Raw genomic sequence first — 21,132 nt, forward strand, 5'->3', positions numbered from 1 at the left:
CTCGCCGCGGATCGGTCAGAGAGGCTGGATCGACAGCCCGAGCTCAGCGAACTGCTCTGCGGGGCGGTGATAGCCACGGACCAGATGGTGGATGCCGCCGATCTCGGACGGTCCGTCGGCGATCGCGGCCGCGATCACCGAGGAGAAGCCGGCCCGGACGTCGGGCACCTCGACCCGGGCGCCGCGGAGCGCCGTGACGCCCTTGACGACGGCCGAGTGGATGGCGTTGGTGTCGTGGAAACGGCAGGTGTCCCCGCCCAGGCACGTGGGGAACAGCTCGATCTCCGCGCCCATCTTCTGCAGGGCGGGCACATAGACCAGCCGGTCCTCATAGACGGTCTCGTGCAGCACGGACATCCCGCGCGCCTGGGTGAAGAGCACCATCAGCGGTGTCTGCCAGTCGGTCATGAAGCCGGGGTGGGTGTCCGTGTGCACGGCGGCGGGCCGCAGGCCCTCCGGTGCGCTGGCCTGCACATAGTCATCGGTGATGTCGAAGCGGGCGCCCATCGCCTGCAGGGTGGTGATCGCCGAGACCAGACGGTCCTGGGCGCAGCCGTGCACCCGCACCTCGCCGCCGGTGACCAGGCCGGCCACCAGATAGCTGAACGCCTCGTTGCGGTCCCCTTCGAGTCGCACCTGTGCGGCACTCAGCCGGTCGACGCCGTCGATGGTGAACTTACGGCCCGGGGAGAGTGCGATGCGGGCTCCCATGCGCTGCAGGAACAGGGCCAGCTCGATGACCTCGGGCTCGGTCGCGGCGTTGCGCAGAACGGTGCGCCCCTCGGCGAGGGCGGCCGTGAGCAGGACGGTCTCGGTCGCGCCGACGCTCGGGTAGGGGAGCGCGAGCCGGGTGCCTCGAAGCCGGATCGCCCGGGCGGCGATACCGTCCTCGCGGTGCTCGATCTCTGCCCCGAACGCGGTGAGCGCATCGACGTGGAAGTCGACGGGGCGCCGGCCGATCCGATCACCGCCCACGAGCGGGACGAAGGCCTCGCCGGTGAGGTGCAGGAGGGGGCCGAGCAGCAGGATCGGGATGCGGTTGAGGCCGCTGAAGGACAGCGGGACGTCCGCGGTCACGTTGCCGCCTGGCTGGATGGTGATGGCGCCGGCCTGCTGGTCGTGGTCCACGTCGACGCCTAGCGATCGCAGGATGTCGCTGGTGATCGCCACATCGCCGACCTCGGGGACATTGCTGATCCTGCTCGGGCCGTCGCCCAGGATCGCGGCGACCATGTGCTTGGTCACGGCGTTCTTGGAGCCCCGCACGTGGACGTCGCCGCGGAGGGGGCCGGAGGGGGTCACTGACCAGGTGGTTGCGGACACATCCCCCAGGCTACGCAGGCGCGGTCTTCTGGGTCGGGTGCCCACCCGGGCACGGGGGCTCCCACCCACGCACGCGGCCGGATGACGTCCGCACCGAGACGGCACACGGCATACGCGATGATGGAGGAGATGACCACTCCCAGCACGCTCACCGACCTGCTCCCCCCAGAGGGCACCAACCCCGACCCGGATGCGCTCTACGCGAGCTTCGCCGGGTGGGCCCAGGAGCGCGGGACGGCGCTCTACCCGCACCAGGAGGAGGCGGTCATCGAGCTGCTGTCCGGGGCGAACGTCATCCTCGCCACCCCCACCGGGTCGGGCAAGAGCCTGGTGGCGACCGCAGCGCACTTCCAGGCGCTCGCCGAGGACCGGGTGAGCTTCTACACGGCGCCCATCAAGGCGTTGGTCAGCGAGAAGTTCTTCGCCCTCTGCCAGATCTTCGGGGCCGATAACGTGGGCATGCTCACCGGTGACGCCGCGGTCAACGCGGACGCGCCGATCATCTGCTGCACCGCTGAGATCCTGGCCAACGTCGCGCTGCGGGAAGGCGGGCAGGCGGACGTCGGCCTGGTCATCATGGATGAGTTCCACTTCTACGCCGAGCCAGACCGCGGGTGGGCCTGGCAGGTGCCGCTCCTGGAGCTGCCGGACGCCCAGTTCCTCCTCATGTCCGCCACGCTCGGGGACGTCACCCGGTTCGTCGACGACATCTCGCGCCGGACGGGCCGCGAGACAGCAGTCGTGGCCGGTGCAGAGCGTCCGGTGCCCCTGAGCTTCAGCTGGGCGATCACCCCCATCACCGAGACCATCACCGAGCTGCTGGAGACCCACCAGGCGCCGGTCTACATCGTCCACTTCACCCAGAAGGACGCCCTGGAGCGCGCCCAGTCCCTCATGTCGCTCAAGATCGCGACGCGGGAGGAGAAGGATGCGATCGCCGAGCGGATCGGGGCCTTCCGGTTCACGGCCGGCTTCGGCCGGACCCTGTCCAAGCTGGTGCGCAACGGCATCGGCGTGCACCATGCCGGGATGCTGCCGCGCTATCGACGGCTGGTCGAGCAGCTCGCCCAGGACGGCCTGCTCAAGGTCATCTGCGGCACCGACACCCTGGGTGTCGGGATCAACGTCCCGATCCGCACCGTCCTGTTCACCGGCCTGACGAAGTTCGACGGGACGCGGCAGCGCGTCCTGCGAGCCCGGGAGTTCCACCAGATCGCGGGTCGTGCGGGGCGGGCCGGCTTCGACACCAGTGGCTATGTGGTCGTGCAGGCTCCGGAGCACCACGTGGACAACCTCCGAGCGCTGGCCAAGGCGGGCGATGACCCCAAGAAGCAGCGCAAGGTGCAGCGCAAGAAGCCCCCGGAAGGCTTCGTCAACTGGACCGAGGACACCTACGACAAGCTCGTCAACGGCGAGCCGGAGGCGCTCGTCTCACGCATGCGGGTCGATCACTCGATGATCCTCAATGTCGTTGCGCGTCAAGGAGACCCGTTCGTCAACCTCCGCAGGTTGCTGCGCGACAACCACGAGGACCCACGCAACCAGTCCCGACTCTCCCGCAAGGCGATCACGCTGGCCCGCAGCCTGCTGGACAGTGGTGTGCTGGAACGGCTTCCAGAGCCACAGGAGTCCGGGCGGCAGGTCATCCTCTCGGCCGGCGTGCAGGAGAACTTCGCCCTCAACCAACCTCTTGCCCCCTTTGCCGTCGCGGCCCTGGAGGTGCTCGATCGGGAGGACCCGGCATACGCCCTGGATGTCGTCTCGGTGATCGAGGCCGTGCTCGAGGACCCACGGCAGGTGCTCTATGCCCAGCAGTCGAAGGCCAAGGGTGAGGCCGTCGCAGAGATGAAGGCCGACGGCATCGAGTACGAGCAGCGGATGGAGGCGCTGGAGGACGTCACCTGGCCGATGCCGCTGGTCGAGCTGCTCGAGGGCACCCTGGAGATCTATCGCCAGGCGCACCCGTGGGTCAGCGAGGACGCGCTCAGCCCCAAGTCCGTCGTGCGCGACATGTATGAGCGCGCCATGAGCTTCACCGAGTTCGTCGGCTTCTACCAGCTCACCCGCTCCGAGGGCATCGTGCTGCGCTACCTCACCGACGCCTATCGCACCCTGCGCAACACCGTGCCGGACAGCGCCAAGACCGAGGAGCTGGAGGACCTGATCCACTGGCTCGGTGAGACCATCCGGCAGACCGACTCCAGCCTGCTCGACGAGTGGGAGGCGCTCACCGACCCGGACCTGGTGGCCGCTGCGGCCGCCCGAGCGGCAGAGGGCGTGCCGCTGCTGCCCTCGCGACCGATCACGGGCAACGAGCGAGCATTCCGCGTCATGGTGCGCAACGCGGTCTTCCGCAGGGTCGAGCTCGCCGCCCGAGATGTCTACAACGACCTGGCGGAGCTCGAGCGGGCGGTCGCCGGGCTCACCGACCCTCCTCGCGAGCCCCTGATGAGTGCCGACGACTGGGACCGCGCGCTGGAGGCCTACTGGGACGAGCACGACGACATCGGGCTGGGCCCGGATGCGCGGGGCCCGGCCATGCTCGCGATCACGCCCGTCGTCGGACCCCAGCCGGGGGTGCGGGAGGTGCCCGGCGTGGCCTCCAGCGGTCCAGTGGACGTCCGGCTCTGGGAGGTCCGACAGACCCTCGCAGACCCGGCCGGAGACCACGACTGGGTCATCGAGGCGATCTGCGACCTGGACGCCTCCGACGAGGTGGGGGAGCCGGTGCTGTTGGCCAGCGCGATGCGGCGGCTGTAACGGTCGCGCCTCGGGACGCGCAGTCAGCCGGCCGCGCTTTTGTGTGCCAAGGCACTCCTTTGCGCGGCCACGCACAGGCGGTGCGCTCGGCATACCGCGATCACCCCGAGGTGCTCGGGCGGATCGCGAAGTGACCGCGCTTTTGTGCGCCAAGGCACTCCTTTGCGCGGCCATCCCTAAGCCGTCCGGGTGCTCGGCCAGGCCGTGCCGGAGTGCGGTCCAGCCCTCCGTCGGGTTGCTGGTCCACCTGGGCACGGCGAACTCGTGCAGGAGCGTGACGACCGTTCCGCCCGGTTCTCCCTCGCCGTGGTCTCCGATCTCGTCGGCATCGGTGAAGGTGACGGACACCCGGTCATCGAGAGACACGCCACCTGCTGGACCAGCGTGATCGCGGGCTACGGCCGGGGCTACGCGTAGAGGCGCTCCAGGTTGCCCAGGACATGCTGCCAACCCTGGCGGTAGGACTCGACACCATCGGCTTCAGCGACGTGGTGGGTGATGGTCACCAGCGTTCCTCCGTCCTGTTCGGCCAGGTCCACCCGGACCAGCTCCTCCGGTCCGGCGGTCTCGCCGTCCAGCCAGACCCACGTCAGCTCGATCAGGTCTGGCTCGCGCAGCGCCCGGAAGGTGCCACGCACACCGATCCCGGCCGCCACCGATTGCACCAGATAGTCGCCGCCCACCCGGCCGTCCACGGTGTAGGTGGTGTCGCCGATGGTGACCCACCACCACCGGGACAGGCCTTCGGGAGTCAGCCATGCGGCATACACCTGTGGTGGTGGGGCCGGGACGTGCTGGGTGATGACGAGCTCATGGGTCATGGCGTCTCCTTGCTGGGTGGGGTGAAGGACCGGGCCAGGTTGCCGAGCTGGGAGGCCCAGAAGGTGCGGGCGCGGTGCAGCCACTCCTCGGCATCCTGCAACCGCTCTGGTTGGAGGGTGACGGTCACGGTGCGGCCTGTCTTGGAGCGGTTGACCAGGCCGGCCGACTCCAGCACCGCGAGGTGCTTGAGCGTCCCCGGAAGCGAGATCGGCAGGTGTGCCGCCAGCTCCGAGACGGTCCGGTCACGCTGGGCGAGCAGGGTGAGGATCAGCGCCCGCCGCGGGTCACCCAGTGCGGCGAACACCTCGGTCCCCGCCTCGCCCCAGAGGCTTTCCTCTTGGTTAACCACGAGGTTAACTGTATGCCGTGTGTCGGGTTTGGGCAAGAGTCGCCCGGGGTGCGGGGTGTGGTGTGCACCGCGACCGGCCAGTAAGTTTGCGGCATGCCGAATCTCTCCGCCCTGCTCGAGGGCTCTGCTGCCACCTATCCCACCCGCGAGGCACTGGTGCTGGGCGACACCCGGCTCAGTTATGCCCAGGTCGACGGTGCGGCGAACCAGGTGGCCAACTTCCTGGTCGCCAACGGCATCGGTCCCGGCGACAAGGTGGCCCTGACCTGTCCGAACCTGCCGTTCTTCCCGATCGTCTACTACGGCATCCTCAAGGCCGGCGCCACGGTCGTCCCGCTCAACGTGCTGCTCAAGGCGCGAGAGGTCGCCTACCACCTGGCGGACTCCGACGCGAAGGCCTACTTCTGCTTCGAGGGCACCCCCGACCTGCCGATGGCGCAGGAGGGAGCCGCAGCCTTCGAGCAGACTCCGGCGTGCGAGCAGCTCGTGGTCATCACGGCGGACCCGGCGGCACCCTCGCCGGTGGAGGGGGCGACCACGCTGGGGGCGGCGATGGCTGACCAGGCGCCGACCTTCCAGACGCGTGAGGTTGCTGATGACGACACGGCCGTCATCCTCTACACCTCCGGCACGACCGGTCAGCCGAAGGGGGCCGAGCTGACCCACGCCAACATGACCTCCAACGCGCTGGTGGGTGCACCGCTGTTCAAGGCGGACGCCGAGACCCCGGACACCTATCTGTGCGTCCTGCCGCTGTTCCACTCCTTCGGGCAGACCGTGATCCAGAACGGTGCCTTCGCCTTCGGTGGCACCGTGGTGCTGCTGCCGCGCTTCGAGGCCCAGGCCGCCCTCGGGCTCATGCTCAACGAGCGGGTCACCTTCTTCGCCGGGGTCCCGACCATGTACTGGGGGCTCCTCGGGGCGCTCGACGACTCGGTCGACGTCAGCTCGATCGCGCAGAACCTCCGGGTCGCCGCGGCGGGCGGCTCAGCCCTGCCGGGCGAGGTGCACAAGGCGTTCCGCGAGCGGTTCGGTGTCACGATCCTGGAGGGCTACGGGCTCTCGGAGACCTCACCGGTCGCCTCCTTCTCGGTCTTCGGCGAGGAGCCGAGGGTCGGCTCGGTCGGCGTGCCGATCCCGGACGTCGAGATGCGGCTGATCAACCCGGACTGGTCCGAGGTGGACCGCTCCTCGGACCCGGACGCGGTCGGCGAGATCGCGATCAAGGGACCAAACATCATGAAGGGCTACTACGACCGTCCCGACGCCACGGCAGAGGCGATCCACGACGGCTGGTTCCGCAGCGGCGACCTGGGGCGCATGGACGCCGATGGCTACTACTACATCGTTGACCGGTCCAAGGACATGATCATCCGCGGCGGCTACAACGTCTATCCGCGCGAGATCGAGGAGATCCTGATGACGCATCCGGCCGTCTCGCTGGCCGCCGTCATCGGCGTGCCGCACGAGAGCCTGGGTGAGGAGATCAAGGCCTTCGTGATCCCCGAGAAGGGCGCGGAGGTCACTGGCGAGGAGCTCCTGGCCTGGGGCAAGGAGCAGTTTGCCGCGTTCAAGTATCCGCGCGAGGTCGAGATCGTGCCGAACCTGCCGATGACAGCCACCGGCAAGATCCTCAAGCGCGAGCTCGGCTAGGCCGGTCCGGCGGGCCACCGTGCGCTCGGTGGGGGTGGATCTCGGGTCACCGTGCGCTCGGTGGGGGTGGATCTCAGGTCACCGTGCGCTCGGTGGGGGTGGATCTCGGGTCACCGTGCGCTCGGTGGGGGTGGTTCTCGGGTCACCGTGCGCTCGGTGGGGTGGGAGTCGTCCAGGTGGCTGGCCAGGCGATAGATGTCCTCGCGGTCGGACGCCCGACGTATGCCGAGGGGTGGCGGGCTTCATCTCGTCCTGACAGGCTCGGGGTGAGCCCCGTCAAGCAACAGGGAGGCGACGATGAGCGCAGTGCCGGAGACCACGAACGCACCGTTGGATGACGCCCACCTCGAGGCGATCGACACCTGGTGGCGCGCGGCCAACTATCTCGCGGTCGGGCAGATCTATCTCATGGACAACGCTCTGCTCGAGCGACCGCTGGCCGCCGAGGACATCAAGCCCCGACTGCTGGGTCACTGGGGGACCAGTCCCGGGCAGAACTTCCTCTACGCCCACCTGAACCACCAGATCATCCAGCGTGACCTGGACATGATCTATCTCAGTGGACCCGGCCACGGCGGCCCGTCATTGGTCGCGGCCGCGTGGCTGGAGGGCACCTACTCCGAGGTCTACTCCCACGTCGGGCCGGACGCCCGCGGCCTCAACACACTCTTCCGCCAGTTCTCCTTCCCCGGTGGCATCCCCAGCCACGTCGCCCCCGAGACGCCCGGGTCGATCCACGAGGGCGGCGAGCTCGGCTATGTCCTGTCCCACGCCTATGGCGCGGTCTTTGACAACCCCGACCTGGTCGCGGTGGCGGTGATCGGTGACGGCGAGGCCGAGACCGGCCCGTTGGCGACCGCCTGGCACAGCAACAAGTTCCTGCACCCGACCGTGGACGGCACCGTGCTGCCGATCCTGCACCTCAACGGCTACAAGATCGCCAACCCGACCCTCCTGGACCGGATCCCGCACGAGGAGCTGGAGGCCCTGCTGATCGGCTACGGCCACAAGCCCTACTTCTTCGAGGGCGGCTTCGACGACGAGGACCCAGCGGCCGTCCACCAGCGCTTCGCCGGCCTCCTCGCGGAGGTGCTCGAGGAGATCGCGAGGATCCGGACCGAGGCGAGCGACGGCATACAGCAGGGTCAACCCGTGGAGCGGCCCCGCTGGCCGATGATCGTCTTTCGCACACCGAAGGGGTGGACCGGGCCGGAGGAGGTCGACGGGCTGCCGGTCGAGGGCACCTGGCGCAGCCATCAGGTGCCGATGGCCTCGGTGCGGGGCGACGCCGAGCACACCCGGGCGCTCGAGGACTGGATGCGCAGCTATCGCCCCGAGGAGCTGTTCGGCGACGACGGGCGCATCGTCGAGGCCATCGCCCGCAATAACCCCAGCGGCCACCGCCGGATGAGCGCCAACCCGCACACCAACGGCGGGCTGCTCACCCGCGACTTGGACCTGCCGGACTGGCGGGAGTATGCCGTGCACGTCCCCTCCCCGGGTGGGGGCAGTGCCGAGGCGACGCGCGTGCTCGGCGACTGGCTGGCCCAGGTGGTGGACCGCAACCGTGCGACCTTCCGGGTCTTCGGCCCCGATGAGACTCACTCCAACCGGCTGGGGGCGGCGGTGGACGCGGGTGGCAAGACCTGGCTGGCCGAGGTCGTGGACGCCGACGTCGACCTGTCGGCGACCGGCCGGGTGATGGAGGTGCTGTCCGAGCACCAGTGCCAGGGTTGGCTGGAGGGGTACCTGTTGACCGGACGGCACGGCGTCCTCAATAGTTATGAGGCGTTCGTGCACATCGTCGACTCGATGTTCAACCAGCATGCCAAGTGGCTCGATGCGACGCACGACATTCCGTGGCGGGTGCCGATGCCGTCGCTGAACTATCTGCTGTCCTCGCACGTGTGGCGCCAGGACCACAACGGCTTCTCCCACCAGGACCCGGGTTTCCTGGACGTGGTGATGAACAAGACCCCCGACGTGATCCGGGTCTATCTGCCGCCGGATGCCAACACCCTGCTGTCGACCTACGACCACGTGCTGCGCAGCAAGAACTACGTCAACGTGGTGGTGGCCGGCAAGCAGCCCGGGCCCCAGTGGCTGTCCGCTCAGGAGGCGGCGCTGCACTGCGCCCGGGGGATCGGCATCTGGGACTGGGCCGGTTCGGAGGTCGCGGGCGAGGTGCCCGACGTGGTGCTGGGCTGTGCCGGCGACATTCCCACCCTGGAGGCGATCGCCGCGGCGAAGCTGCTGCGCGAGCGCCTGCCGGAGCTGGCGGTGCGCGTGGTCAACGTGGTCGACCTGCTGCGGCTGCAGGACGAGCGGGAGCACCCGCACGGTCTCAGCCACCGCGACTTCGACGCGCTGTTCACCGCGGACCGGCCGGTGATCTTCGCCTTCCACGGCTATCCGGCCCTGGTGCACAAGCTGACCTACCGCCGCACCAACCACGCCAACATCCACGTGCGCGGTTTCAAGGAGGAGGGCACCACCACCACGCCGTTCGACATGCTGATGATGAACGATCTGGACCGCTATCGCCTGGTGATGGACGTCATCGACCGGGTGCCCGGCCTGGCGGAGCGCGCTGCTGGTCTGCGGCAGGAGATGCAGGACCAGCGTGAGCTGGCGCGCGCCCACACCCGTGAGCACGGCGAGGACCTGCCCGAGGTGGCGCAGTGGGTGTTCAACGAGGACGACAACACCCAGGGGTCGGGCGCGCCCGGCAGCGACACCGGCGGAGACAACGACTGATCAGCTGGCCGCGCACTCCTGCAGGAGACCCACCGCGCGACGGGCCGCCGGAGTGCCGGCCACGGTGTCGCGCACCAGGACCCGGATCTCACGCACCGGGGTGGGGTCGACCAGATCCACCGCCACCACGTCGGTGGGCAGGTGCCGGCAGGCGAGCGTCGGCATGACGGTCACGCCCAGGCCATGGCCCACGAAGGCCAGGGCGGTGTGGAAGTCGTGCGTCTCGACCGCGAACCGGGGGGAGAAGCCGCAGGCGGCGGCAGCGTCGATCGCCAGCGACCGGCAGGGTGCGCCGGGGACGTCGTTGTCGACCCAGGGCTCGGTGGCGAGCTCGGCCATCGCGACCCGGTCGCGTCCGGCGAGGGGGTGACTCGTCGGCACGACGAGCAGGTAGGGATCCTCGAGCAGGGTGTGGGCGGTGTAACCCGAGGGTGGCACGGGGTGCAACCGGGCGACGGAGACCTCCAGGTCCGCCGCCGGTGCGTCGGCCGCGGGCGCCAGCTCGGCATGCTGCAGCACGAGCCGCACGTCGGGGAACTCCTGCTGGAGCGAGGCCACCACGCGCGGCATCCAGGCCGCGCCCACCGAGGCGAAGTAGCGCAGCACCAGGGTGCCGCTGCGGCCGGCCCGCAGGTCGTCCACGATGTCCTGCACACCGGAGAGCGCGCCCAGCACCTGGTCGCTCGCCGCGGCCAGCGTGCGACCGGCAGCCGTCGGCTCGATCCCGCGCCCGACCCGGTCCACCAGCGTCAGTCCGGTCTCTCGGGACAGGGCCGACAGGTGCTGGCTGACAGCGGAGGGGGTGTAGCCCAGCAGGGTCGCCGCACCGCTGACCGAGCCGGCGGACACCACGGAGCGCAGGATCCTGAGACGGTGCGCGTCGAGCATGACCACACGCTACAGCAACCCTTAACTGTTGTGAAGGAAGATTCGCTTGTGCTGATGGATTTGGCGGCTCACGATGGTGGGTATGACCACTGCACCAGCACGGCCCGAACCAGTCGGCGACTGCCCACCCGCCCCCACTGCCACGTCGGCCGCCACCGCGACCGACCCGTCCGTGCGCACGTCCCGCCCGGGAGTGCTCGCGGCCGTCGCCGTCGTCGCCACCATGGTGATGTGGGCCTCGGCCTTCGTGGCGATCCGGCACATCGGGCCGGACCTGTCTCCCGGGCCACTGGCCCTGATCCGGGTGGTGATCGCCACGCTGGTGATCCTGCCGCTCGCAGTGCGGGCCGGGCTGCAGGTCCCGCGGGGGCGGGCGTGGTGGGTGGTGGGCTCCTACGCCATCCTGTGGATGGCGCTGTACTCCGTGGTGATCAACTCCGCCGAGCACCACCTGGATGCGGGCACCACCGCGATGCTCGTCAACGTCGCGCCGATCCTGGTGACGCTCTGGGTGGGCCTGGTGCAGCGGGCCGGTTTCACCCGTCCCCTCGTGGGCGGGCTCGTGGTGGCGTTCACCGGTGTCAGCGTCATCGCCCTCGGCAACGACGGCGCCCAGCGGAGCCTGATCGGCATCGCGCTCGGGCTCCTGGCCGCGATCCTCTTCGCCACCGGGATCCTGCTCCAGAAGCACCTCCTGCGCAGCATGGATGCCCTCTCGGTCACCTGGTGGGGCATGGCGCTGGGGGCCGTGGCCCTGCTGCCCTTCGTCCCGACCGCCCTGGCCGAGGCCGGGTCGGCGCCAGCCTCGGCCCTGCTCAGCGCGCTCTACCTGGGGATCTTCCCGACGGCGCTCGCCTTCACCCTGTGGGCCTATGCACTGCGCAGGGTCGAGGCGGCACGCCTCAGCCTGAGCAGCTATCTGGTCCCCGCGTTCGCCGTGCTGCTCTCCTGGGTCCTGCTGGCCGAGGTCCCCACGGCGGCCGGGCTGGTGGGTGGCACGCTCTGCCTGGCCGGGGTGGCGATCAGCCGGATCCGCACCCGGGGGTGACGGGCGCCGAGGAGAAAAGCGCTTGCTGCCGCTAGCAGGCCGGTGCCACGGTGGTCGGACGGAATGACACTGACGTCCATCCGACAAGGGGAATCATGCGCACCATCGTCCTGGCCCTCTCGGCCGTTGCTGCCCTGCTGCTGGCCCCGGCCGCGGCAAGCTCGCTCGAGCCAGCCCATGCAGGCCCGCCCGGGCGGGTGCCGGTGTGTCTGGTCAGCAAGGGGGCGCCTGACCTGGAGCACACCATCGAGGTGCCGCCCGTCGTCGCCGAGGTGCTGACCCAGGTCACGCTGTCCTACTCGGGGCCGTGCGCCGAGTACGGCGAGTCGGCGCCCCGGGGAGACGGGACGCTCACGGCATACAGCCAAGTCTGGCAGGACGAGCCGCAGGCGATCGGCCTGGTCTTCCCCTCCGAGACCCTGGAGGGGCTGCCCTATGACCCGCCCACCGCCGGCCTGTGGTGCTTCGACAAGGACGGCAACGGGGAGGTCGACCCGATGACGGAGTGCGCGGGCGGTTACGAGGACGCGCTGCAGCTCGGCGAGGAGTTCCGCACGCAGGTGGACTCGCCGTTCACCTACGTGCTGAACAACTGGAACCCGCACGGGCACATGCCGCCCGGGATCTATGACAAGCCGCACTTTGACGTGCACTTCTACATGAATCCCAACGAGGAGCGGCTGGCGATCCGGCCCGGGCCCTGCGATGCGCTCGTCAACTGCGATGACTATGAGCTCGGCAAGAACCTGCCGGCGGAGCAGTTCCTGCACCCGGACTTCGCGGACCTGGACGCGATCGAGCCGGCGATGGGCAACCACCTGGCCGACCTCACTGCGCCGGAGCACAACGGGGAGCCGTTCACGCACACCTTCATCTACGGGACCTGGGACGGTGAGGTCACCTTCTACGAGCCGATGGTGACCCACGACTGGTATGCGGATCTGGCCAGCGGGAGCATCGGTGACAGCTGTCAGGCGATCAAGCAGCCGGAGGCGTTCGCCGAGTCGGGCTGGTACCCCACGGAGTACTGCCTGCGCTATCGCGAGAACCGCGACGAGTTGACCACCTCGCTGGAGTCCTTCGAGTTCCACGAGGCGAGCTGAGATCAGTGCTTGCGGTCGGACTCAGCCGCCATAAAGTAGGTCATCGGGCGGAAGGGCCTGACAGTTGCTCAAAATATCAGGCATGGCCCCGCCGACTTCGGCGGGGTCAAGCGCTGCATCAGCGAAGAACAGGGCCTGACTGGCCTCGTAGTTGGCCGCATAAGTTTCGAAGGTAGGCGGCTCGGGTGTTGGATAGCCTAGTGACTGCATGCAGGGGATCGTCTCCTCAACGAGCCAGTCGTAGTAGACCCTCAATTGGTCGGCACTGAGTGGAGTCACAAATTCTGCCGCCATGGGGTAGAGGGCTTTGCATGAGTACGAGACAAGAGCTGCTGCGTCGCTCTGCCCCGCAGGAACCTCGTAACCCCATCCCCCGCCATCCTTCACGACCGCGGGGAATCCATGGTCAGTCATGCAGTCGGCCATGATTTGATCAATTTCCTGAGGTGTCACAGCACGCTTGGGTGCAATTCGTGGCGGATCGGTGATGCCAGCGTCAGCCGCCAATTCGGCCATATCTGCGTGATAAGTGTCCGGGACGCCGGGCGGCAGACCATCCGTTTCGTGTGGCATTTCGGCGGACGTGGTATTTCGCGCTTGGCGCCCAGCGGTCGCCGTAGGAGACTGGGCCTCCTCGGTGGTTGCCCCTCGCGAGACGCTCGGTGATATCGGCTTGGTCGCGTTCCTAGTATGCACCTCGTCAGACTGGCAGCCCACAAGTGCGAGAGTGCTGAGCAGCCCCACGAGCCAGAGTTCAATCCCGCGCATGGCACTCACGCTCTAACTAATACGCGCAGTGGTTGCTCCAGGTGTTTATGGCGGTATTGGCGTACCATAGTGTGGATGCGCTACCGAAGGGGCTTTCTGGCGCATGAATGTATGAGTGTGCCTCGTTGTTGTACTCGCGACCATCCGTGCTGAAGAAAGTGTGCTTTTGGTACGAGGCCCCGTCTGCTCGGCTGTATGCCCCCACGGTGGTGGGTGAGTTGCAATGAACCACAGACCCACTGCGAGAATCTGCTATGCCTGCCAACGGAATTGCCACCACCAATGTCGCTGCGGAAACAGCTGCTGCAATCCAGGTCCTATAAGTTGCCATGCGAATCGACTCCTCGTTGAGTATATTCTGCGCTCACAACGCTACACCGCTTTGAGTTGGGGGCGCAAGGGTGCCTTGAAGCTTACCCAGAGGTGGACTACTGCTTCTCGTCGCGTGTCCGTGGCGTGTCGAACGAATGGGAGTAGCCCAGGTTGGGCGCGAGCCAGCGCTCGGCCTCCTCGAGCATCCAGCCCTTGCGGGCGGCGTAGTCACTGACCTGGTCCCGGCCCAGTTTGCCGACGGCGAAATAGACCGCCTCCGGGTGAGAGAGATAGAGCCCGGAGACCGCCGAGGTCGGCGTCATGGCGCACGACTCGGTGAGCTCGAGGCCGACCTCATCCGCGCCGAGCAGGCGGAACAGGGTGCGCTTCTCGGTGTGGTCGGGCTGGGCGGGGTAGCCCGGCGCGGGGCGGATGCCGTCGTAGCGTTCCTTGATCAGGTCGGTGACCTCGAGCTGCTCGTCGGCGGCATAACCCCACAGCTCGGTGCGGACCTTGCGGTGCAGCCACTCGGCGAACGCCTCGGCCAGCCGGTCCGAGAGCGCCTGCGCCAGGATCGCGGAGTAGTCGTCCAGGTCCTCCTTGAACTCCATCGCCAGCTCGTGCGCACCGTGGATGCCGACGGCGAAGCCTCCGAGGTGGTCGCCCTCGGGAGCCACGAAGTCGGCCAGCGCGGCATAGCGGTTGGTCCGCTGCTTCTGCTGCCGCAACGTGTGGAAGACCGTGGTGCGCCCATCCAGCTCGGTGATCTCGATGTCGTCCTGCCCGAGTCGGCGGGCGGGCCACAGAGCGACCACGCCGCGGGGCTTGAACAGCTGCTCCTCGACGATCCGGCGCAGCAGCTTCTGCCCGTCCGCGAACAGCGCGCGAGCCTGCTCACCCTGGCGCGGGTCGTCGAGCAGCTTGGGATAGGTGCCGCGCAGCTCCCAGGCGGAGAAGAAGGGGGTCCAGTCGATGATCTCGACCAGCTCCTCCAGCGACGGCTCCACCACGTGCCGTCCCAGCTGGCGCGGGGCGCCGTGCCCGGCCGACTCCACCGCGCGGGTGTCCGCGCGCGCGGTGGCGAGGTCCACCAGCGTCACCTTCTTGGCGCCGTGCCGCTCGCGCAGCTCGCCGTACTGCTGGCCCACCCGGTCGGCCAACTCGGACTCGCGGTTGATCGCGTCGCCGGCCACCCCGACGGCCCGGCTGGCGTCCACGACGTGGGCCACCGTGCCGCGGTAGGCCGGGTCGATCTTGACCGCGGTGTGGGCGGTGCTCGTGGTGGCACCGCCGACAAGCAGCGGCGTGGTCATCCCACGCCGGCTCATCTCGGTGGCCACCCCGACCATCTCGTCCAGGCTCGGCGTGATCAGCCCGGAGACCCCGATGACGTCGGCGCCCCACTCCGCAGCGGTGTCCAGCAGCGTCTCTGCCGGGACCATGACGCCCAGGTCGCGCACGTCATAGCCGTTGCAGGACAGCACGACCCCGACGATGTTCTTGCCGATGTCGTGCACGTCGCCCTTCACCGTGCACAGCAGGATCTTCCCCTTGGTGTGGCCCCCCGTCTCAGCGGCGGCCGCCTCGAGATAGGGCGTCAGGTGGGCCACGGCCCGCTTCATCACGCGCGCCGACTTCACCACCTGCGGCAGGAACATCTGGCCGCTGCCGAACAGGTCGCCGACGACGTCCATGCCGTCCATCAACGGACCCTCGATGACCAGCAGCGCCGAGCCGAGCTCCTGGTAGGCCTCCTCGGCGTCCTCCACAGCGAAGTCGGAGATGCCGTGCACCAAGGCGTGTCGCAGCCGCTCGGCGACCGGCTCCTGACGCCAGGCCGCCTTCTCGGGGGCGCCACCACCGCTCGAGGAGGTGCCCTTGTAGCGCTCCGCCAGCTCCAGCAGTCGGTCGGCGGCGTCGGGCCGCCGCGCCAGGATCACGTCCTCGACGGCCTCCCGCAGCTCCGGCTCGATCTCCTCGTAGATGCCGAGCATCCCCGCGTTGACGATGCCCATGTCCAGGCCCGCCTCGATCGCGTGGAACAGGAAGACCGCGTGCATCGCCTCGCGGACGGTGTTGTTGCCGCGGAAGCTGAAGGAGACGTTGCTGATGCCGCCGCTGACGAGGGCGCCGGGCAGGTTGGCCTTGATCCACCGGGTCGACTCGATGAAGTCGCGGGCATAGAGGTCGTGCTCGCTCATGCCCGTCGCGACGGTCAGCACGTTGGGGTCGAAGATGATGTCGTGCGGTGCGAAGCCGGCCTGCTCGGTCAGCAGCCGGTAGGCCCGCCCGCACACCTCCTGTCGCCGCTCCAGGGTGTCGGCCTGGCCGGTCTCGTCGAAGGCCATCACCACGACGGCCGCGCCGTAGCGCCGCACGATCGCTGCCCGGCGCAGGAACTCCTCCTCGCCGTCCTTGAGCGAGATGCTGTTGACCACACCCCGCCCTTGGAGGCAGCGCAGCCCGGCCTCGAGCACCTCCCACCGTGAGGAGTCGACCATGACCGGCACCCGGGAGATGTCCGGCTCGCCGGCCAGCAGGTTGAGGAAGTGCGTCATCGCCGCGACCCCGTCGAGCATGCCCTCGTCCAGGTTGACGTCGATCAGCTGCGCACCGGCCTCGACCTGCTGCCGCGCGATCTGCACCCCGGTGTCCCAGTCGCCCTCTGCCACAGCCTTCTTGAACTTCGGGGAGCCGGTGATGTTGGTGCGCTCGCCGACGTTGACGAAGTTGGTCTCGGGGGTGGCTGTGAACGGCTCGAGACCGGACAGACGCAGGTATGCCGACAGCTGGCCCGGGTGCCTCGGTGCCACTCCGCGGACCGCCCCTGCGATGGCCGCAATGTGCTCCGGGGTGGTGCCGCAGCAGCCGCCGACGATGTTGACCATGCCCTCCCGGGCATAGTCGCCGAGCACCTGCGCCATCTGCTCGGGCGTCTCGTCATAGCCACCGAAGGCGTTGGGCAGGCCCGCGTTGGGATGCACCGACACCAGACGCTGGGTCGCCCCGGCGACCTCGCGCAGGTGCGGTCGCAGCGCGGCCGGTCCCAGGGCGCAGTTCAAACCCACCGAGAGCAGGTCGAGGTGCTCGGTGTCCAAGGCGGTGGAGATCACGAAGGCCTCCGGGGTCTGCCCCGACAGGGTGCGGCCGGACGCGTCGGTGATCGTGCCGGAAAGCATCACCGGCACCCGCACCCCGAGCTCCTGCCCGACAGTGTCCGCCGCGCGCAGCGCGGCCTTGGCGTTGAGCGTGTCGAAGACCGTCTCGATCAGGAGCAGATCGGCCCCGCCGGCCAGGAGACCCCGGGCCTGCTCGGCATACGCCTCGTGCAGTTGGTCGTAGGTGACAGCCCGGAACTCCGGGCGCTCCACGTCAGGGGACAGGGACGCGGTGCGGTTGGTCGGGCCCATCGCTCCGGCGACCCAGCGGGGACGGCCGTCCCGCGCAGTGAACTCGTCGGCGACCTCGCGCGCCAGCCGGGCAGCAGCCTGGTTGAGCTCGGGCACCAGCGCCTGGGTGCCATAGTCGGCCTGCGCGATCGAGGTCGAGGTGAAGGTGTTGGTCGTGGCGATGTCCGCGCCCGCCTCGAAGTACTGCCGGTGCACGTCGGTGACGACGTCGGGCCGGGTCAGCTGCAGGAGATCGAAGTTGCCGCGATAGCTGCGGCCCTGCTCTGCCCCCTCGACCCGGAAGTCGTCCTCGGTGAGGTCGACCTGCTGCAGCAGGGAGCCCCAGGCTCCGTCAAGGACCAGGATCCGCTCGTGCGCCAGAGTGCGGAGCTCCGAGGCTGTGCTCTGTGGGACGGTCATGCTCACCTCTCGTGCCACGGCTGTGGACTTTCCAGCCAGCGGCTGGGCCTGGGGGACGGCATGACCGAGGATAGATCAGATGCGCGTGCAACTTTTTCCCCCGCCGCCAGCGTCTTGGCGGGTGTGAGGAACAGGAGATCCGGATGAGGCTCTTCGGCCGGTCGGCCGAGCAGGGCGAGATCGAGGCCTACGTCGAGGGCGCCATGCCCCGGCTGGTCGGGCTCGCCTATGCCATGACCGGGTCGAAGCCCGACGCCGAGGACCTGGTCCAGGACACCCTGGCGACCGTGGTGACCAAGTGGTCCCACGTCTCCGGGGCGGAGAACGTGGACGCCTATGTGCGGCGCACGATGGTCAACACGCTCATCTCCAAGAAGCGCCGCAGGTGGACCACCGAGGTCGTCTCGCACGATGCGGTCACCGCGGACCGGGCCCAACCTGTCGGCGCAGGGGTCGCGCAGCAGGTCACGGACCGGGACGCGGTGCTGGGATTGTTGCGCCAGCTGCCGGACCGGCAGCGGGCCGTGATGGCTCTGCGCTTCTATGAGGACCTGCCGGATGCGCAGATCGCCCAGGCCCTCGACTGCTCCGAGCAGGCCGTGCGCAGTGCGGCCCACAACGCGATGAAGACACTCCGCCGGCTGCTGCCGGCACACGAGGGACAGGGGGCCCGCTGATGTCGCAACACCAGCACCGTCCCGGTGCCGACGACGACATCTCGCAGATGTTGCGCGGTGCGCTGGGCGACGCAGACTTTGACTACGAGGCACTCGTGGGTGGGGTCCACCAGCGTGTCGGCCGGATCCGTCGTCGGCGGGCGGTCGCCACCGGTGTCGCTGTGGCCGTCCTGGGCCCGGCCCTGGTGGGCGGCGCCGCGCTGGTGGTGCCCGACCTGCTGGGGGAGGACTCCACCGTGGTCGGTCCCGCCGCGACCACCGATGTCGCGATGTCCACGACCGAGGGACCGACCGAGCCGACGACCGAGCCGACGGCGCAGGAGCCCCCGTGGCAGGCGGTCGAGCCGCCGATTCCCGAGGGCGGTGCGCAGCCCGAGAACGAGGACTTCCCCAACGCCTGGGAGATCCCGGACGCCCGCCCGACCGCTGTGGACGCCCTCGATGAGCTCGGGCCCCCGCAGTTGTTCATGAACTACCCGCGCACGGTCCCCGTGTCGGGCCTGATGGCGTGCGACCCCGGCAACCCGGGCGGGGTGGAGCCGCTGGCCGCTCAGCACGTCAGCTACTTCCAGCAGGACGCACGGGGCCCGGTCATCGACATCACGGTCACCGGGTGGGAGGACAGCGACGCCGCGCGGGACGGGCTCGTCGACGACGACTACACCTCCTGTGCCTGGGACGACCGGGCGGGCCAGGTGGAGGCCTGGCCGGGCCGCGAGGGTGATGAGGACTACCTCCTCGTCCCCGGGACGGAGCGCGGGCTGGTTGCTGCGGTCGTCCAGCAGGGTGACTACCTGGTCACGGTCACGGTGCGGGACGAGTCCGACCCGGAGGCGGTGACCGGGGTCGCCACCGAGATCGCCAGCAAGACGGCCGAGAACCTCGAGGCGCTCGACCCGGTCCATGGTCGGGACTGAGGGGAGGGACTGGCGATGAACACTGCGCTCGATGACTCCCCAGACCCCTGGGGTGAGGCACGGGTCGGCCAGCACCTGTGCCGCGCCGTCGGCCAGGTGGACTTCGACTACGCCGCGCTGGTGGAGGGCGTGCACCACCGGGCGGGGCGGATCCGGCGTCGCCGTGCTTTGACGACCGGGGCCATCACGGCAGTCGTCGCGCCGGCCCTGCTCGGTGGCTCGGCGATGGTGTTTCCTGGCCTGCTCCCCGGTGGCGTGGGCACCGTGACCCCTGCGGAGACGCCGCTCGCTGCTGTGGCCCAGGAGCCGACCAGCGCTGAGACGCCTGAGGCAGACCTCCCGCCGGAGGGGCACGTCCCGTCAGCAGCGCCCGCGGACCCGATGGAGACTCGTCAGAGCGCAGTCGCCGAGGAGCCGCCGTGGCAGGAGACGGCACCACCGCTGCCGGAGGGTGGAACGGGCGAGGCCGACCAGGACAACGCCTGGGACGTGCCCGACGCCCGCCCCACGGGTGTGGACCTCCTGGAGGCCCTGGGCACGCCGGTGTACGGCAGTGCCGCCCCACAGATCGTCCCGGTCTCTGGGGTCATGGCCTGCGACCTCGGACAGCGGCGGGGCTCGGATCCCGTGCCACTGGCGGGCCAGGCCTGGATGTACTACGACGACCAGGTCGCCGGTGAGGTCAGCATCCAGGTCACCGGCTGGGAGGACAGCACCGCAGCGCGCGACGACCTGCGCGAGGGCACGATGACCTACTGCGTTCACGACACGGACGGTGACTGGGAGCGGATCGCCTGGCCCGGGCACGAGGGCGATGAGGACTACCTGCTCTATCAGGCCGCGTCCAACGGCATCGACTACAGCTTTGCCGTGGTCCGTCAGGGTGACTACGTGATCGGTGTCACCGTCACTGACGACCACAGGGTCGCCAGCCTTGAGGTGGCCGCCGAGCTGGCCAGCAAGACAGCCGACAACATGCAGGCCCTGGACCCGGTCCACGGGCGCGACTGAGGGGCGACACATGATGGGGACACAACAACTCCGGACAGGGGGCAACCGGAGCCGGCGCGCTCTGGCGGCCGGTGGTGCGGTCGCCGTGCTCGGGGCCGCGCTCGTGGGCGGGACCGCTCTGGTGCTGCCGGACACACCGGTCTTCGGGGCCGACCCGGCCGTGTCGTCGGCGCCCGCGTCGATGACGGAGGAGCCAGAGACCGTCGAGCCCACGGTGCAGCCAGTCAGTGTGCCGGTCGCATCGGATCCGGCTGCACCCGCGGCAGAGCCGGCAGGGCTCGTGGCGGAGCCGGCGGCGCCCGCGGTCGACAGCGAGGCCCCGTGGCAGGACACGCCACCACCCCTGCCCGAGGGCGGGCTGCTGCCGGAGAACCCGGACTGGCCGAATGCCTGGGAGATCCCGGACGCCCGGCCCAGCGGGGTGGACCACCTGGACGCGTTCGGCGCACCGAGGCTGGCGATGAACTACCCCCGGATGGTGCCGCTGCCCGGTGTCATGGTCTGCAACACCGGGGCCGAGGACGTCGAGCCGCTGGCGGGGCAGAACTGGATGTACTACGAGGACGGCACCGACCTCGACAGTGGCGTCGTTGACATCGTCGTCACGGGGTGGGCGGACAGCGGCGCGGCACGCGATGCCCTGCGCGACGGCACGATGACCTTCTGTGTCCGCAACACGCCGGCCGGTTGGGTGCAGCACGAGTGGCCCGGGCACGAGGGCGACGACGACTACCTGCTCTACGAGACAGTGGCGGGAGCCGGGCACGCCCACTACATGGCGGTCGTCCGGCAGGGCGATTACCTGGTCGGCGTGACGGTCACCGACCCGACCGGTCCGGCGAGGGCGGAGGTCGCCGCCGAGATCGCGGACAAGACCGCTGACAACCTGGAAGCCCTGGACCCCGACCACGGGCGGGACTGACAGCGGCTGCTGC

General features: G+C 69.3%; 16 protein-coding genes. 10 read left to right on the forward strand and 6 right to left on the reverse strand.

Annotated elements, in window-relative coordinates:
- Positions 1 to 15 precede the first annotated feature (15 nt).
- A complete protein-coding gene (gene murA, locus DPQ65_RS01470) occupies positions 16 to 1,323 on the reverse strand; it encodes a UDP-N-acetylglucosamine 1-carboxyvinyltransferase (RefSeq protein ID WP_114905620.1) in 1,308 nt (435 codons plus the stop codon).
- Positions 1,324 to 1,452: 129 nt separating this feature from the next.
- Between murA and DPQ65_RS01475 the strand changes: the two genes are divergently transcribed.
- Both DPQ65_RS01475 and DPQ65_RS15440 read left to right on the forward strand, forming a co-directional pair.
- The gene (locus tag DPQ65_RS01475; protein ID WP_114905725.1) at positions 1,453 to 4,083 is read left to right on the forward strand and encodes a DEAD/DEAH box helicase; all 2,631 of its coding nucleotides are present in this window, start codon (positions 1,453 to 1,455) and stop codon (positions 4,081 to 4,083) included.
- A gap of 264 nt (positions 4,084 to 4,347) precedes the next feature.
- Positions 4,348 to 4,500, forward strand: a complete 153-nt coding sequence (locus DPQ65_RS15440) for a hypothetical protein (RefSeq protein WP_162801955.1) — start codon at positions 4,348 to 4,350, stop codon at positions 4,498 to 4,500.
- Here the strand turns inward: DPQ65_RS15440 and DPQ65_RS01480 are convergent.
- Both DPQ65_RS01480 and DPQ65_RS01485 read right to left on the reverse strand, forming a co-directional pair.
- On the reverse strand, positions 4,491 to 4,904 hold the full coding sequence (locus tag DPQ65_RS01480) for an SRPBCC family protein (RefSeq protein WP_114905621.1): 414 nt from the start codon (positions 4,902 to 4,904) through the stop codon (positions 4,491 to 4,493). The genes DPQ65_RS15440 and DPQ65_RS01480 overlap by 10 nt on opposite strands.
- On the reverse strand, positions 4,901 to 5,254 hold the full coding sequence (locus tag DPQ65_RS01485) for an ArsR/SmtB family transcription factor (RefSeq protein ID WP_114905622.1): 354 nt from the start codon (positions 5,252 to 5,254) through the stop codon (positions 4,901 to 4,903). The genes DPQ65_RS01480 and DPQ65_RS01485 overlap by 4 nt, the downstream gene beginning before the upstream one ends.
- A gap of 93 nt (positions 5,255 to 5,347) precedes the next feature.
- Between DPQ65_RS01485 and DPQ65_RS01490 the strand changes: the two genes are divergently transcribed.
- Together DPQ65_RS01490 and DPQ65_RS01495 are read left to right on the forward strand one after the other, a co-directional pair.
- Positions 5,348 to 6,907, forward strand: coding sequence for a long-chain-fatty-acid--CoA ligase (locus DPQ65_RS01490; protein ID WP_114905623.1), 1,560 nt, complete (start codon positions 5,348 to 5,350; stop codon positions 6,905 to 6,907).
- A 297-nt stretch (positions 6,908 to 7,204) separates the two neighbouring features.
- A complete protein-coding gene (locus tag DPQ65_RS01495) occupies positions 7,205 to 9,664 on the forward strand; it encodes a phosphoketolase family protein (RefSeq protein WP_114905624.1) in 2,460 nt (819 codons plus the stop codon).
- On the opposite strand, the gene DPQ65_RS01500 is transcribed toward DPQ65_RS01495, so the two are convergent.
- Positions 9,665 to 10,552, reverse strand: coding sequence for a LysR family transcriptional regulator (locus DPQ65_RS01500; RefSeq protein ID WP_114905726.1), 888 nt, complete (start codon positions 10,550 to 10,552; stop codon positions 9,665 to 9,667).
- Positions 10,553 to 10,634: 82 nt separating this feature from the next.
- On the opposite strand from DPQ65_RS01500, the gene DPQ65_RS01505 reads away from it, so the two are divergent.
- Together DPQ65_RS01505 and DPQ65_RS01510 are read left to right on the forward strand one after the other, a co-directional pair.
- Positions 10,635 to 11,600 carry a DMT family transporter gene (locus tag DPQ65_RS01505; protein WP_114905625.1) on the forward strand — a complete coding sequence of 322 codons (966 nt, stop codon included), beginning with the start codon at positions 10,635 to 10,637 and terminating at the stop codon, positions 11,598 to 11,600.
- Positions 11,601 to 11,695: 95 nt separating this feature from the next.
- Positions 11,696 to 12,703 carry a hypothetical protein gene (locus tag DPQ65_RS01510; protein WP_114905626.1) on the forward strand — a complete coding sequence of 336 codons (1,008 nt, stop codon included), beginning with the start codon at positions 11,696 to 11,698 and terminating at the stop codon, positions 12,701 to 12,703.
- 21 nt (positions 12,704 to 12,724) lie between these two features.
- Here DPQ65_RS01510 and DPQ65_RS01515 read toward each other — a convergent pair whose 3' ends face one another.
- Positions 12,725 to 13,219: a hypothetical protein gene (locus DPQ65_RS01515; protein WP_162801956.1), complete on the reverse strand. Its 495-nt coding sequence runs from the start codon at positions 13,217 to 13,219 to the stop codon at positions 12,725 to 12,727.
- Between the two features lie 680 nt (positions 13,220 to 13,899).
- Positions 13,900 to 17,592 (reverse strand): methionine synthase, encoded by a 3,693-nt coding sequence (gene metH / locus DPQ65_RS01520; protein ID WP_114905628.1) that lies wholly within the window; start codon positions 17,590 to 17,592, stop codon positions 13,900 to 13,902.
- Positions 17,593 to 17,735: 143 nt separating this feature from the next.
- Here metH and DPQ65_RS01525 point away from each other — a divergent pair, with 143 nt between their 5' ends.
- Genes DPQ65_RS01525 through DPQ65_RS01540 form a run of 4 tightly spaced genes read left to right on the forward strand, consistent with a single transcriptional unit; the run spans position 17,736 to position 21,119 of the window.
- Positions 17,736 to 18,269, forward strand: a complete 534-nt coding sequence (locus DPQ65_RS01525) for a SigE family RNA polymerase sigma factor (RefSeq protein WP_114905629.1) — start codon at positions 17,736 to 17,738, stop codon at positions 18,267 to 18,269.
- Positions 18,269 to 19,186 carry a hypothetical protein gene (locus DPQ65_RS01530; protein WP_114905630.1) on the forward strand — a complete coding sequence of 306 codons (918 nt, stop codon included), beginning with the start codon at positions 18,269 to 18,271 and terminating at the stop codon, positions 19,184 to 19,186. The genes DPQ65_RS01525 and DPQ65_RS01530 overlap by 1 nt, the downstream gene beginning before the upstream one ends.
- A gap of 15 nt (positions 19,187 to 19,201) precedes the next feature.
- A complete protein-coding gene (locus tag DPQ65_RS01535; protein ID WP_114905631.1) occupies positions 19,202 to 20,197 on the forward strand; it encodes a hypothetical protein in 996 nt (331 codons plus the stop codon).
- A gap of 10 nt (positions 20,198 to 20,207) precedes the next feature.
- The gene (locus DPQ65_RS01540) at positions 20,208 to 21,119 is read left to right on the forward strand and encodes a hypothetical protein (RefSeq protein ID WP_114905632.1); all 912 of its coding nucleotides are present in this window, start codon (positions 20,208 to 20,210) and stop codon (positions 21,117 to 21,119) included.
- Positions 21,120 to 21,132: the final 13 nt, after the last annotated feature.

It is taken from the genome of Ornithinimicrobium murale (assembly GCF_003352835.1).
Taxonomy (GTDB): Bacteria; Actinomycetota; Actinomycetes; order Actinomycetales; family Dermatophilaceae; genus Ornithinicoccus; species Ornithinicoccus muralis.

What these genes read in the sequence shown, in the direction of transcription:
- DPQ65_RS01475 (WP_114905725.1), top strand. Translation starts at nt 1,453, where the DNA reads ATGACCACTCCCAGCACGCTCACCGACCTGCTCCCCCCAGAGGGCACC.
- DPQ65_RS01480 (WP_114905621.1), bottom strand. Translation starts at nt 4,904, where the DNA reads ATGACCCATGAGCTCGTCATCACCCAGCACGTCCCGGCCCCACCACCA.
- DPQ65_RS01490 (WP_114905623.1), top strand. Translation starts at nt 5,348, where the DNA reads ATGCCGAATCTCTCCGCCCTGCTCGAGGGCTCTGCTGCCACCTATCCC.
- DPQ65_RS01495 (WP_114905624.1), top strand. Translation starts at nt 7,205, where the DNA reads ATGAGCGCAGTGCCGGAGACCACGAACGCACCGTTGGATGACGCCCAC.
- DPQ65_RS01500 (WP_114905726.1), bottom strand. Translation starts at nt 10,552, where the DNA reads ATGCTCGACGCGCACCGTCTCAGGATCCTGCGCTCCGTGGTGTCCGCC.
- DPQ65_RS01505 (WP_114905625.1), top strand. Translation starts at nt 10,635, where the DNA reads ATGACCACTGCACCAGCACGGCCCGAACCAGTCGGCGACTGCCCACCC.
- DPQ65_RS01510 (WP_114905626.1), top strand. Translation starts at nt 11,696, where the DNA reads ATGCGCACCATCGTCCTGGCCCTCTCGGCCGTTGCTGCCCTGCTGCTG.
- DPQ65_RS01515 (WP_162801956.1), bottom strand. Translation starts at nt 13,219, where the DNA reads ATGGCCGAATTGGCGGCTGACGCTGGCATCACCGATCCGCCACGAATT.
- metH (WP_114905628.1), bottom strand. Translation starts at nt 17,592, where the DNA reads ATGACCGTCCCACAGAGCACAGCCTCGGAGCTCCGCACTCTGGCGCAC.
- DPQ65_RS01525 (WP_114905629.1), top strand. Translation starts at nt 17,736, where the DNA reads ATGAGGCTCTTCGGCCGGTCGGCCGAGCAGGGCGAGATCGAGGCCTAC.
- DPQ65_RS01530 (WP_114905630.1), top strand. Translation starts at nt 18,269, where the DNA reads ATGTCGCAACACCAGCACCGTCCCGGTGCCGACGACGACATCTCGCAG.
- DPQ65_RS01535 (WP_114905631.1), top strand. Translation starts at nt 19,202, where the DNA reads ATGAACACTGCGCTCGATGACTCCCCAGACCCCTGGGGTGAGGCACGG.
- DPQ65_RS01540 (WP_114905632.1), top strand. Translation starts at nt 20,208, where the DNA reads ATGATGGGGACACAACAACTCCGGACAGGGGGCAACCGGAGCCGGCGC.